A 12,688-nucleotide genomic window follows, 5' to 3' on the forward strand; every position below is an offset into this window, starting at 1 on the left:
ACACCGCAACACGGGAGACGACCCTGAACACCGACCCGACCCAGCAGACCCCCTCCGGTCCCCCGGCCACCGGCTGGTGGACCGAGGCCGCCATCTACCAGATCTACCCCCGCTCCTTCGCCGACTCGGACGGGGACGGCATCGGTGACCTGCCCGGCATCACCGCCCGCCTCGACCACCTGGTCGAGCTGGGCGTGGACGCGGTGTGGCTCTCCCCCTTCTACCCCTCGCCGCAGGCCGACGCCGGCTACGACGTGGCCGACTACCGCGACATCGACCCGCTGTTCGGCACCCTCGCCGACGCGGACAAGCTGATCGCCGAGGCCCGGGCCCGCAACCTGCGGGTGATCGTCGACCTGGTGCCGAACCACACCTCGTCGGCGCACCGCTGGTTCCAGGCCGCGCTGCCGGCCGCGCCCGGCAGCGCGGAACGGTCGCGGTACGTCTTCCGGGACGGCCGTGGTCCGGCCGGCGACCAGCCGCCGAACGACTGGCAGAGCGTCTTCGGTGGCCCGGCCTGGACCCGGACGGTCGACGCCGACGGGCAGCCCGGCCAGTGGTACCTGCACCTGTTCGACACCGGGCAGCCGGACCTCAACTGGGACAACCCGGAGGTGCACGCGGAGTTCCTGGACGTGCTGCGCTTCTGGCTGGACCGCGGCGTGGACGGCTTCCGGGTCGACGTGGCGCACGGCCTCATCAAGCAGGCCGACCTGGCCGACTGGCAGGAGCCGCAGGAGATCCTCTCCGGCAACGAGATCGACAAGCCCCGCCCGCCGATGTGGGACCAGGACGGCGTGCACGAGATCTACCGGCAGTGGCGGCAGGTGTTGGACAGCTACCCCGGCGAGCGGGTGCTGGTCGCCGAGGCCTGGGTGGAACCGGCCGAGCGACTGGCCCGCTACGTGCGCCCGGACGAGATGCACCAGGCGTTCAACTTCGAGTACCTGCTGGCCGCATGGAGCGCACCGGCCCAGTACGCGGTGATCACCCGTTCGTTGGAGGCGACCGACTCGGTCGGCGCGCCGACCACCTGGGTGCTGTCCAACCACGACGTGGTGCGGCACGCCTCCCGGCTCGGCCTGCCGATCGGCACCGTACGCCCCAACGGCATCGGCATCGGCGATCCGCAGCCGGACGCCGCACTCGGTCTGCGCCGCGCCCGGGCGGCCACCCTGCTGATGCTGGCGCTGCCCGGCTCGGCGTACCTCTACCAGGGTGAGGAGCTGGGGCTGCCCGAGCACACCACCCTGCCCGACGAGGCCCGGCAGGACCCGACCTGGGCGCGCAGCGGTCACACCCAGCGCGGTCGGGACGGCTGCCGGGTGCCGATCCCGTGGGAGGCCGACGCCCCGTCGTACGGCTTCGGGCCGACCGACGCGAGCTGGTTGCCGCAGCCCGCGCTCTGGGCGGAGTACGCGCTGGACCGCCAACGCGACGTGCCCGGTTCGACGTACGAGCTGTACCGCGCGGCGTTGCGTCTGCGCCGTGCCCACGGGCTGGGTCGCGGCACCCTGGAGTGGTTGTCCTCGGGCGACGAGGTGCTGAGCTTCCGCAACGGTGAGTTGACCGTGCTGACCAACTTCGGTGCCGTGCCGGTGCCGGTGCCGGCCGACGCCGAGGTGCTCACCAGCAGCGCCCCGCTCGACGACGACGGCGCGGTCCCCACCGACGTGACCGTTTGGCTGCGCGGCTGACCCACACGCCAACCGGCCCGTCCCGCCGATCGGTACTCGCGGGCGGGCCGGTCGACGTGGAGCGGGCCGCTATGGAGCTGATGTCGTAAACGATTCACCCCGCGCCGACAGCCCTGCTGACCGTGTCCAGCCGAGCCAAGGACACGGCAACGCACCCCGCAGCCCGGCTCGTCTCTGCAGAACGCGGCACCCGCGCCGATCTGTGAGTTGCTGTTGTCGAGATGCGCAGAATGTCAGCTATGCCATGACACAAAGTGCAAGATCGCGGAGGAGTGCGGCCTGACTTTGTCGATCATGGGGTTGTGGTGCCCGGATTGGGGGCATGTGGGTTATTTGTCACCCACCACAACTCCTTGATCGATCACGGGGGGCGGGTCGAGGGGTGGGGGCGCGGGGTGGGGGCGCGGGGTGGGGGCGGTCAGAGGTGGTCGGCTCGGGTGTGTAGCAGGTCGTGGACGTTGTCGATGTCCGCGGGTGAGGTTCGCGAGGCGAGCCAGTACATGACCCCCGTCGGGATGAAGAAGAGCTGGAACGCGGCCAGCCCGACGGCGAAGTTCAGCGGTGGCGGGAACGCCACTCGCAACGCCTGGAAGGCCACCCCGACCAGCCCGTTGCCGGCGGCGCGACCGACCCCGTTCACCAGGTTGCCCAGGCTGTAGACAGTGCCCCGGTGCTCCGGCGGGTTGACGTCGGCGATCAACGCGAACCAGTTCGGCGAGTTCGCCGACGTCAACGCGAGCGCCACGACGGCGGTGAGCAGGCTCAGCCCGACCGACGGCTCGGTGAACACACTGGCCAGTACCGCACCCACCACCGCGCCGCCGCTCGCGCCGTCCGGCACGTCGATGGTGACCGGCACGAAGAACAACACCAGGTAGAACGGCAGCGCGGCGAGGATGCCGATCGAGGCGACGAGCGCTCGCCCTCGCGGCGTACGCCGTTGCACGGCGTCACCGATCAGCCCGCCCACGATGGACAGCACCCCACCGAGCTGGAACAGGGTGGCGAAGACACTACCCACCACCACGGCCGTCGACGTGGAGTAGCCCTGGGCCTCGGCCCGTTCGGCGAACAGCACCGGCAGCCAGACCAACGAGCCGAACGCGGCCTGCGCGGTCAGACCCTGCAGGATCAGCCACCGGTTGGTCCGTCGGGCCAGGATGCGCGGCAGGTCGGCGCGGCTGATCCGGTAGTCGTACTCGGCGCCGGCGTCCAACCTGCCGGCCAGTTCCGGCTCGCTCTGGCCCCGCCGCACGTCGTACGTGAACAGGTAGGCGACCGTGGCGACCAGGCCGACGCCGGTCAACAGCAGGAACGGCCGACGCCAGTCGGCAGCCCCGAGCAGCCCGCCGACGAGGGTGCCCGCGAGGGTGCCGACCCCCTGAGAGAGCCCCCAGAAGCTCATCACCAGCCCGCGCCGGGTCGGTGAGATCAGGTCGGTCACCACGGAGAAGCCCACCGAGCCGACCGCGCCGAGGCCGACCGCCGCGACCAGTTGCGCGGCCAGGAACGTCAGGTAACCGCTGGCGAGCGCGCTGCCGCCGGTGCCCGCCGCCCAGAGCAGGGTGCCCACCATGAGCAGCGGCTTGCGGTTGGTGTGGTCACCGACGTACGCCCAGCCGACCGCCGCGACCGCACTGACCAGGAAGCTGACCGCGGTGACCACGCCGAGCAGCCGACCGGACACGTCGAATGCGTCGGCGATCGGGCCGTACAGCGGGGGGACCAACCCGATCGCCACGTTGTCCAGCGAGGCGAGCAGCACGAACACCACCACGCTGTAGAACCGGTGCGCCCGCCCACCGCCCCGACCGTGCGGGCGCAGGCCGGGCCCGCCACTGGTCACCGTCATGAACGGCAGCCAACCAGACCGCGTACGGGAGGTCGTCACGCGGGTGGGTGCCGGTCGACGGTGACCGGCACCCACCCGCGCGTCGATGCCGACGGTCAGCGCCGGTCGAGCACCAACCTGCGGGCCGCGGCGTACTGGTCGCGCACCGCGGGGACGGCCGCTGCCGCGTACTCCTCGGTGCCCTCGACCGCCCAGACCGGCGGCGCGTCGCCGCCCAGGGCGACCCAGGCGGCCTGGCGGGCGGCACCGTCGGCGACGTACTCCCCGGCCGGCGGGACGACGACCGGGCAGCCAAAGACCTGCGGGGCGATCTGCCGCACCGCGGCCGACCGGGCCCCGCCGCCGATCAGGATGACCCGGCGGGCGGTGGCGCCCTGCGCGGTCAGCGCGTCCAACCCGTCGGCGAGCGCACAGAGCATGCCCTCCACGGCGGCCCTCGCCAGGTGCGCGGGGGTCGACGTACGCAGGGTCAGGCCGTGGACCGCACCGGTGGCGAGCGGTCGGTTGGGCGTCCGCTCACCCTCCAGGTAGGGCACCATGACCAGCCCGTCCGCCCCGGCCGGCGCGGAGAGGGCCAGCTCGGCCAGCTCGTCCAGGTTGACGCCGAGCATCGCCGCGGCGGCGTCCAGCACCCGGGCCGCGTTGAGCGTGGCGACCAGCGGCAGGAAACGGCCGGACGCGTCGGCGAAGCCCGCCACCGCACCGCTCTCGTCAGCGGCGGGCACGTCGGCGACGCTGAACACGGTGCCGGAGGTGCCGATCGAGACGATCACGTCACCGGACCCGGCGCCGACACCGAGCGCGGCGGCGGCGTTGTCCCCGGTGCCCGCGCCGAGCAGGGCCCCGCCCGAACCACCCAGTACGTCGGACAGCTTTCCCGCCGAATCCGCCGGACCGAGCACCTCGGGCAGCACCAACCGCCGGCCGAAGCCCCGCTCCAGCAGGTCCAATCGGTACTGCCCGGTGGCCGGCGACCAGTAGCTGGTGCCGCTGGCATCACCCCGGTCGGTACGCAGCGCGTCCAGCCCCGGTGCTCCGGCCAGTCGCCAGGTCAGCCAGTCGTGCGGCAGGCAGACGGCCGCCACCTGGGCTGCCTTCTCCGGCTCGTACGTGGCCAGCCAGCGCAGCTTGGTGAGGGTGAAGCTGGCGACCGGAACGCTGCCGGTGGCCTCGGCCCAGAACCGGCTCCCGGCCGCGCCGCCGCCGGCCTCCTCGATGAGATCGGCGGCGGCGTCGGCGGACCGGGTGTCGTTCCACAGCAGCGCCGGGCGGACCACCCGGCCGTCCTCGTCGAGACACACCATGCCGTGCTGCTGGCCGGCAACGGAGATCGCCGCCACGTCGGCCAACCCGCCGGCCTGGTCGGCGGCGTTACGCAGCGCCTCCCACCAGGCTTCCGGGTCGACCTCGGTGCCGTCCGGGTGCGGTGCCCGGCCCTGCCGGAGCAGGGCGCCGGTTTCCGCGTCCCGGATCACCACCTTGCAGGACTGGGTGGACGAGTCGACGCCCGCGACCAACGGCATGGCGCGGCCTCAGCGGGCGCCGAGCAGGTGCTCGACGGCGAGCTGGTTGAGCCGGACGAAGGCAAAGCCCCGGGCGGCCACCGCGTCCACGTCGACGTCCTCGAACGCGGACCGGTCGGCCAGGAACTCCTCGTAGCCCTCGCCGTCGCCGAGCGTCGGCGTGCTCAGCTCGCCGACCTTGCTGGCGGCGAGCGCCTCGACCACCTCGGGGTCGGCGCGGAACGCCGCTGCCCGCTCCTTGAGCAGCAGGTAGGTGCTCATGTTCGCCGCTGCGGAGGCCCACACCCCGTCCATGTCCTCGGTGCGGGACGGCTTGTAGTCGAAGTGCCGAGGGCCGTCGTAGGCCGGACCGCCGTTGGGGCCGCCGTTCTCCAGGAGGTCCACCAGAGCGAACGCGTTCATCAGGTCGCCGTGGCCGAAGACCAGGTCCTGGTCGTACTTGATGCCGCGCTGGCCGTTGAGGTCCAGGTGGAACAGCTTGCCCTGCCAGAGCGCCTGGGCGATGCCGTGGGCGTAGTTGAGCCCGGCCATCTGCTCGTGCCCGACCTCGGGGTTGAGGCCGACCAGCTCCGGGTGCTCCAACTGCGAGATGAAGCCGAGCGCGTGCCCGATGGTGGGCAGCAGGATGTCGCCGCGCGGCTCGTTGGGCTTGGGCTCCAGCGCGAACCGCAGGTTGTAGCCCTTGTCGATGGAGTACTGGGTGAGCAGATTGACGGCTTCGCGGTAGCGGTCCAGGGCGGCCTGGACGTCCTTGGCGAGGTCGTACTCGGAGCCCTCGCGGCCACCCCACATCACGAAGGTGTTGGCGCCCAGCTCGGCGGCCAGGTCGACCTGACGCAGCACCTTGCGCAGCGCGTACCGGCGGACGTCGCGGTCGTTGCTGGTGAAGCCGCCGTCCTTGAAGATCGGGTGGGTGAAGAGGTTGGTGGTGACCATCGGCACCACCAGGCCGGTCTCGTCGAGCGCCTTACGGAACCGGGCGATGTGCTGGTCCCGGGTGGCCGCGTCGACGCCGAACGGGATCAGGTCGTCGTCGTGGAAGGTGATGCCGTACGCGCCCAGCTCGGCGAGCCGGTGCACTGCCTCGACCGCGTCGAGCTCGGGACGGGTGGCGTCACCGAAGGGGTCGCGGGCCTGCCAGCCCACGGTCCAGAGCCCGAAGGAGAACTTGTCGGCGGGGGTGGGACGGGGTGCCATGAGGGACCTCCGGGGTGGTGTTGTCAGGTATTTGTTCAGCGATTGAATTATTTGCCCACCCTATGGCAGTGTCAAGGGGTGAGCCTCACCCACGCCCCGGCCGGCGCAGTCCGTCAGGGCAGCCTCCGCGAGCTCAACCTCGCCCTGGTGCTCGGCCGGATCGCCGCAGCCGACCGACCCCCCTCCCGGGCCGACCTGGCGACCGCGACCGGCCTGACCAGAGCCACCGTGTCCGCCGTGGTCGAAGATCTGCTCGCCGGCCAGTTGGTGAGCGAGTCCGACCCCGCGCCCCGCTCGGGCGCCGGCCGTCCGGCGCGCGGACTGGTGCTGGCCGATCAGGGGCCGGCCGGGCTCGGCCTGGAGGTCAACGTCGACTACCTGGCGGTCTGCGTGGTGGACCTCGCCGGCCAGGTCCGGCACCGCACCGTGCACCGGGCCGACCTGCGCCCGGTGGCCCCCGCCGACGCCCTGGCCCGCCTTGTCGACATGGCCGGGGCAGCCCGGGAAGACGCCGCCGACCAGGGCCTCACCCTGGTCGGGGCCGCCCTGGCGGTGCCCGGCCTGGTGGACGACGCCGGGCTGGTCCGGCTCGCGCCGAACCTCGGCTGGCACGACGTGCCGGTGCCGGCGCTGCTCGCCGAGCACCCACCGCTGATCGAGCAGGTGCCCGGCATCCCCGCACTGGTGGTGGACAACGAGGCCAACCTCGCGGCGCTCGGCGAGCTGCACTCGCAGCCGACCGGCACGTCCAGCTTCCTGCACATCTCCGGCGAGGTGGGCATCGGTGCCGGCATCGTGCTGGACGGCGCCCTCTTCCGGGGCGTACGCGGGTGGAGCGGCGAGATCGGGCACCTCCCCGTGCACCCGGAGGGCCGTCCGTGCCGCTGCGGCGGGCAGGGCTGCCTGGAGCAGTACGCCGGTCAGGAGGCGATCGTGGCCGCCGCCGGGCTGGCTCGGGCGGAGCTTCCCGCCGACACCGCGACGGCCCGGTTGGCCGAGTTGGCCGAGGGCGGTGACCCCGACGCGCTGCGGGCGCTGCGCGACGCCGGAACGGCACTCGGTGTGGCGGTGGCCGGCGTCGTCAATCTGCTCGACCTGGACACCGTGGTGCTCGGTGGCGGTTACGCGGCGCTCGCGCCCTGGCTGTGCCCCCCGGTCCTCGCCGAGATCGGTGCCCGGGTGCTCACCGCGGCCTGGTCGCCGGTCACGGTCCGCCCGTCGACGCTCGGCGCGGAGGCCGCAGCGGTGGGCGCCGCCGGATCGGTGGCCCGCCGGATCGTCGCCCAGCCCGCCGGCTGGCTGGCCCGCGCCGGCTGATCGCCACCCCGCACCGTGCATCGCTGTCGGGGGGCATCGGTACCCTTGCTATCAGGCAACGATCCCCGGTGAGGAGTCGAGAAGAAGCATGCGCACACGTCGTCAGACGCGCGCCGGCGTCCGGCGGTGACCACGACCCAGCATCCCGGCGGCACCCCGTTGCCGGCCGACGAGCGGTTGGCCCGGGAGCTGCTCGACGGGCTCGCCGAGGCCGTGCTGACAACGGACGAGACCGGTCGGGTCACCCTGGTCAACGCCATGGCTGCCGAGTTGATCCCGGAGGTCGACGCCGGCACCGAGCTGGCCGGGTGCCCGGTGACGGCACTGGCCCAGGCCGTCGCCAGCGGCGCTGACCGCTTCGACGCCGACCACCACGGCCGACGACTGCGCGGCGTCCGACGGCAACTCGCCGGCACCCGGTGGGCGTGGTATGTCCGCGACGTCACCGAGGAGCACGCCCGCGCCGACGCCCTGCTCGTCGAACGCCGCCGGACCGCGTTCCTCGCCCAGGCCGGCAGTCGGCTGGCGCTGGCCCTGCACCGCGACCAGGTCCTGCTGGCCACCACCACGCTCGCCGTCCCCTACCTCGCCGACGTCGCCGTCGCGCTCCCCCGACCGACCGCTCCGGCCGAGCCGCACCCCCGCTGGATCCGGTACGCCGACGGCGAACCCGCCCCGATCACCGGGCTGGCCAGCCCCGCGCTGACCAGCTCCGTGCCCGGGCTGGCCGAAGCGCTGGCCGGCGACCGGGCCGAACCGGGCCCCTGGCCGGACGCCCCGCTCACCGACCTGGCCGACCTGCTGCCGCCCGGGTTCGGCCCCCCGGGCATGGTGCTGGTCAGCCCGCTGCTCAGCGCCAGCGGCTCGGCCGGTGCGCTGCTGCTCATCCGTCGGGCCGGGCGGGCCGCCTTCGACCGGCGCGACGTGGAGCTTGCCCGGGAGTTCGCCACCCGCGCGGGGGCCGCGCTGGCCACCGCCGACCTGCACGGCGAGCAGGCTCACCTGGCCCGGGTGCTGCAAACCAGTCTGCTCCCGCCCGAGCTGCCCGTGGTGCCCGGCGTGAGCCTGGCCGGCGGCTACCGGGCAGCGGGCGACACCCTCCGCATCGGCGGCGACTTCTACGAGGTGTTTCCGCACCCGCGCGGCGCCCTGTTCGCGCTCGGCGACGTGTGCGGAAAGGGTGTGGGCGCGGCGGTGCTGACCGGCCGGGTCCGCCAGTCGTTGCAGACGCTGCGGCTGGTGGAGCAACGCCCGCTGGAGCTGATCCACCTGCTCAACCAGGCGCTGTTCGACGCGCCGGACGCGGCACGTCGCAACCAGTTCACCACCCTGTTGCTCGGATCCCTGGAGCGGGGGCCGACCGGGCTGGACCTTCGGATCGCAGGCGGGGGCCACCCGGCGCCACTGCTGGTCACCGCCGACGGCACCGTCACCCCGGTCCCGGTCGGTGGCATGCCGGTGGGGGCGCTGACCGCCGCACGCTTCGCCGAGAGCCGGGTGCACCTCGACCCGGGCGATCTGCTGCTCGCGTACACCGATGGGGTGACCGAGGCGCGCGACCCCCGCGACCCGCGCGACACGGCGATGTTCGGCGAGGCCCGGCTGCGGGCCGCGCTCGTCGCGGCGGCCGGGCAACCGCCGGGGGCGCTGATCGACCGGGTGCTCCGCGCGGTCGACGACTGGGCGGGCGGGCAGGCCCACGACGACATCGCGATGCTGGCCGTCGGCGTCTCGGCATGACCGACCGGTCGGCTCGATCAGGCGGTACGCGCCACCGGCGGGCCGCCGCCCGGCCATTCCCTGGTGGTGCCGACCGATCGTTCCGAACCGCCCGACGAACCCGTCCACCCCGTTCGGGGCTGCCGACCCGGATCGCCCGACCAGTCCCCCGACCGCCCACCGGGCCGGTCCGGGCCGTCCGGCCAATCGCCCTGGCCCGTCGGCTCGTCCGACGTCGGCCCGTGCTGCGCCTGCTGGCGGCGGGCGGTCTCGCCGAACTCCCGCATCCCGCGCAGCAGCGCGTCGCGGCCCTCCCGGCTCATCCCGGCCAGCACGGCGGCGAGCTGGCCCTGGCGGTCGGCCCGCAGCTCGGCGAGGAGCCGGCGAGCCTCCGGGGTGAGGCGCAGCGAGATCTCCCGCCGGTCGAAGCGGCCCGGCTCACGCTCCAACATGCCGGCGGCGACCAGCCGGTCGCAGAGCCGGCTGGCGGAGCTGAGCAGCATGTCGAGTCGGGTGGCGAGCCGACGCAGGTTGATCCCGTCGTACTGCTCCACCACCATCACCGCCCGCAACTGGGCGCCGGACACGCGGTTGGCGGTCCCCTCCCGGGCAGACTCCCAGATGCCCAGCAGGGCAGCGGCTGTCGCGTCCAGCGCGGCAGCCATACTCGTCTCAGGGTCCGTCGGACGGTTCATGTCGGCCATGGTGGCCCGAGAGTACTCCGAACCTCCTGGTGGTCGAGCTTTCAGTGAAGGACTGACGATGAACGAACCGGTCAATCAGGCACGACGTGCCCTGAACGAGACACCAGCCGACCGTCTTGTCGGTGGGATCCGGGACGTGCTCGCCCAGTCGTACGGGATCACCGACGTCGAGCTCTACCAGGTCGACTACCGGATCGCGGAGCTGCTGCCACTCGGCGAGGACGACTCGATCACCAGCCCCGGGCACCCGGCCTGGCGCGCCTTCGACCACCAGTCGCCGATACTGGCCGACGGCACCGCCTGGGTCCCGGTCACCATGCGTGGCGAACGTCGAGGGGTGCTCCGCCTGTCACCCGTCGTGGACGACCGCGACGTCGTCGCCGCGCTGGCCGAGATCGCCACCGCGCTCGCCCACGAGGTGGCGGCGGTCTCCGCCGGCACCGACGTCTATCTGGCGGCCAAGCGCACCCAACGCCTCACCCTGGCCGCCGAGATGCAGTGGGACCTGCTCCCCGGCCGCAGCCGCATCCGACCCTCGTTCAGCCTGGCCGGGCAGTTGGAGCCGGCGTACGCGGTGCGCGGCGACAGCTTCGACTGGTCCGACGACGGGGAACGGGTCTGGTTGTCCACCATCAACGGCACCGGTGAGGGGGTGGCCGCGTCCCTGCTCACCTCGCTGGCCACCCACGCGCTGCGCAACGCGCGGCGGGCCGGGCTGAGCCTGGCCGACCAGGCCGCCCTCGCCGACCAGGCGATCTACGACCTGTACCGGGGCGAGCAGCACCTATCCGCGTTGCTGATGGAGTTGGACCTTCGCTCCGGGATGATGACGGTGGTGGACGCCGGATCACCCCGGCTGGTCCTGCTCCGCGACGGGGACGTCACCGAGCAGCCGCTGGAGGCGCAGTTCCCGCTGGGCATGTTCGAGGCGACCGACTACCACGAGCAGAAGGTCCCCCTGCTGCGCGGCGACCGGGTCTTCGTGGTCAGCGACGGGGTGGTGGAGGCCACCGGTCAGCACATGCGCTACGGCGAGACGGCACTGGACCGGTTCCTGCGGCGGACCGGGCCGATGGCCCCCCTGGACGCCGTCCGGTCGCTGATCGGTGATCTGCGCGCGTTCGTGGCCGGCGACCTGGTCGACGACGCGGTGGTGGTCTGCCTGGACTGGACCGGCCCGCAGCCGTGATCGGTGGTCAGTACGCGCCGCGGCCGTTGAGCACCGCGCCGACGGTCTTCCAGAGGATGGTGAGGTCGGCGGCGAGGGACCAGTTCTCCACGTAGTAGAGGTCCAGCCGGATGCCGTCCTCCCAGCTCAGGTCGGAGCGGCCACTGACCTGCCACAGGCCGGTCATGCCGGGCTTGACCAGCAGCCGTCGGGCCACGTCACCGTCGTAACGGGCCACCTCCGAGGGCAGCGGTGGGCGGGGCCCGACCAGGCTCATCTGCCCCAGCAGCACGTTGACCAACTGCGGCAGCTCATCCAGTGACCACTTGCGCAGCAGCCGGCCGACGCGGGTCACCCGGGGGTCCTGGCGCATCTTGAACATCAGGCCGTCGGTCTCGTTGCGCGCGGTCAGCTCGGCCAGCAGCGCGTCCGCGTTCACCACCATGGTGCGGAACTTGAACACGCCGAACTCCTGCCCGCCCCGGCCGACCCGGACCTGCCGGAACAGCACCGGGCCGCGGCTGTCCAGTTTGATGGCCAGCGCGATGAACGCGATCAGCGGCAGCAGCACCGCCAGCGCCAACGACGAGACGGACCGGTCGACGAGACCCTTCACCAGCTTGCGCACCCCGCGGAACTCGGGCGCCTCGACGTGGATCAGCGGCAGGCCGGCGACCGGGCGGGTGTGGATGCGCGGGCCGGCGACGTCGGTCAGCGCGGGTGCCACGACCAGGTCGATGCCGGTCCCCTCCAGTTGCCAGCCGAGGCGGCGCAGCCGGGCCGCGGTCAGCTCACCGGAGGCGGTCACCGCGACCGTGTCCGCGCCGATCGCGGTGGCGGCCTCCGGGATGCCCCGGAAGGACCCCACCACCGGCACGTCACCCAGCCGCTGCGCCACCGGCGCCAGCAGCGCGTCCGGGATGCAGGCGCCCACCACCTGGTAGCCGGCGTACGGCTCACGGCGCAGCGTGTGGACCAACTCCAACACGTGAGCGGTGTCGCCGACCACCAGCACCTTGCGGGACCAGCCGGCCCCCAGCGAGCGGGCCCGGTGCAGCCGCTTGCGGGCGGCGAACCGCGCCACCTCCAGCCCGACGGTGCCCACCGCGAAGGAGATGCCCAGGAAGCCCCGGGAGACGCCGACATCGGCGATGTAGCCGATGATCGCGATCGCCCCGGCCAGGCGCAGGCTGGCTGAGCTGACCCGCCGGTACTCGTCCGCCCCGTAGCCGATCACCCGGTCGTCGTAGCAGCCGAGCGCCTTGAGCGAGATCAGCCAGGCCAGCACCAACCCGGGGGCGACCAGCACGTACGGGATCTCCGAGCCGGTCGGCTCGTCGTCACCGAAACGGGCGACGTACCCGATCAGCAGCGCGATGATGAGGATGGTGGTGTCCAGCACCACCAGGACCCGGATGTAGGACCGTTCGTCGGCGCGCGCCACCAGCCCGGCGCGTCGACCGTCCGGCTCCGCCGACGTGGCGGGGGTCAACAGTGTCGCCACGCTCACC

The 12,688-nt window shown here is 73.0% G+C and carries 9 protein-coding genes; 4 read left to right on the top strand and 5 right to left on the bottom strand.

What is annotated here, in order from left to right:
• The first annotated feature begins 23 nt into the window (after window positions 1-23).
• Window positions 24-1,697, top strand: coding sequence for a glycoside hydrolase family 13 protein (locus tag ACZ6NZ_RS28240; protein WP_465861131.1), 1,674 nt, complete (start codon window positions 24-26; stop codon window positions 1,695-1,697).
• 418 nt (window positions 1,698-2,115) lie between these two features.
• On the opposite strand, the gene ACZ6NZ_RS28245 is transcribed toward ACZ6NZ_RS28240, so the two are convergent.
• The 3 genes from ACZ6NZ_RS28245 to xylA all read right to left on the bottom strand — a co-directional run bounded on the left by ACZ6NZ_RS28245 (window position 2,116) and on the right by xylA (window position 6,269).
• On the bottom strand, window positions 2,116-3,549 hold the full coding sequence (locus ACZ6NZ_RS28245; protein WP_465860985.1) for an MFS transporter: 1,434 nt from the start codon (window positions 3,547-3,549) through the stop codon (window positions 2,116-2,118).
• Between the two features lie 95 nt (window positions 3,550-3,644).
• Window positions 3,645-5,072, bottom strand: coding sequence for a xylulokinase (gene xylB, locus ACZ6NZ_RS28250; protein ID WP_465860986.1), 1,428 nt, complete (start codon window positions 5,070-5,072; stop codon window positions 3,645-3,647).
• Between the two features lie 9 nt (window positions 5,073-5,081).
• Complete coding sequence (gene xylA / locus ACZ6NZ_RS28255; protein WP_465860987.1) at window positions 5,082-6,269, bottom strand: xylose isomerase; 1,188 nt, start codon at window positions 6,267-6,269, stop codon at window positions 5,082-5,084.
• A 78-nt stretch (window positions 6,270-6,347) separates the two neighbouring features.
• On the opposite strand from xylA, the gene ACZ6NZ_RS28260 reads away from it, so the two are divergent.
• Together ACZ6NZ_RS28260 and ACZ6NZ_RS28265 are read left to right on the top strand one after the other, a co-directional pair.
• Window positions 6,348-7,586 carry an ROK family transcriptional regulator gene (locus ACZ6NZ_RS28260; protein WP_366608096.1) on the top strand — a complete coding sequence of 413 codons (1,239 nt, stop codon included), beginning with the start codon at window positions 6,348-6,350 and terminating at the stop codon, window positions 7,584-7,586.
• A 126-nt stretch (window positions 7,587-7,712) separates the two neighbouring features.
• Complete coding sequence (locus ACZ6NZ_RS28265; protein ID WP_465860988.1) at window positions 7,713-9,326, top strand: SpoIIE family protein phosphatase; 1,614 nt, start codon at window positions 7,713-7,715, stop codon at window positions 9,324-9,326.
• A 17-nt stretch (window positions 9,327-9,343) separates the two neighbouring features.
• Here ACZ6NZ_RS28265 and ACZ6NZ_RS28270 read toward each other — a convergent pair whose 3' ends face one another.
• A complete protein-coding gene (locus ACZ6NZ_RS28270; RefSeq protein ID WP_465860989.1) occupies window positions 9,344-10,000 on the bottom strand; it encodes a MarR family winged helix-turn-helix transcriptional regulator in 657 nt (218 codons plus the stop codon).
• Between the two features lie 67 nt (window positions 10,001-10,067).
• Here ACZ6NZ_RS28270 and ACZ6NZ_RS28275 point away from each other — a divergent pair, with 67 nt between their 5' ends.
• Window positions 10,068-11,198, top strand: a complete 1,131-nt coding sequence (locus ACZ6NZ_RS28275; protein WP_465860990.1) for a PP2C family protein-serine/threonine phosphatase — start codon at window positions 10,068-10,070, stop codon at window positions 11,196-11,198.
• Window positions 11,199-11,205: 7 nt separating this feature from the next.
• Here ACZ6NZ_RS28275 and ACZ6NZ_RS28280 read toward each other — a convergent pair whose 3' ends face one another.
• On the bottom strand, window positions 11,206-12,687 hold the full coding sequence (locus tag ACZ6NZ_RS28280; protein WP_465860991.1) for a sugar transferase: 1,482 nt from the start codon (window positions 12,685-12,687) through the stop codon (window positions 11,206-11,208).
• Between the last annotated feature and the right edge of the window lies 1 nt (window position 12,688).

It is taken from the genome of Micromonospora sp. NPDC047756 (assembly GCF_055587245.1).

What these genes read in the sequence shown, in the direction of transcription:
- ACZ6NZ_RS28245 (WP_465860985.1), bottom strand. Translation starts at nt 3,549, where the DNA reads ATGACGGTGACCAGTGGCGGGCCCGGCCTGCGCCCGCACGGTCGGGGC.
- xylB (WP_465860986.1), bottom strand. Translation starts at nt 5,072, where the DNA reads ATGCCGTTGGTCGCGGGCGTCGACTCGTCCACCCAGTCCTGCAAGGTG.
- xylA (WP_465860987.1), bottom strand. Translation starts at nt 6,269, where the DNA reads ATGGCACCCCGTCCCACCCCCGCCGACAAGTTCTCCTTCGGGCTCTGG.
- ACZ6NZ_RS28270 (WP_465860989.1), bottom strand. Translation starts at nt 10,000, where the DNA reads ATGAACCGTCCGACGGACCCTGAGACGAGTATGGCTGCCGCGCTGGAC.
- ACZ6NZ_RS28275 (WP_465860990.1), top strand. Translation starts at nt 10,068, where the DNA reads ATGAACGAACCGGTCAATCAGGCACGACGTGCCCTGAACGAGACACCA.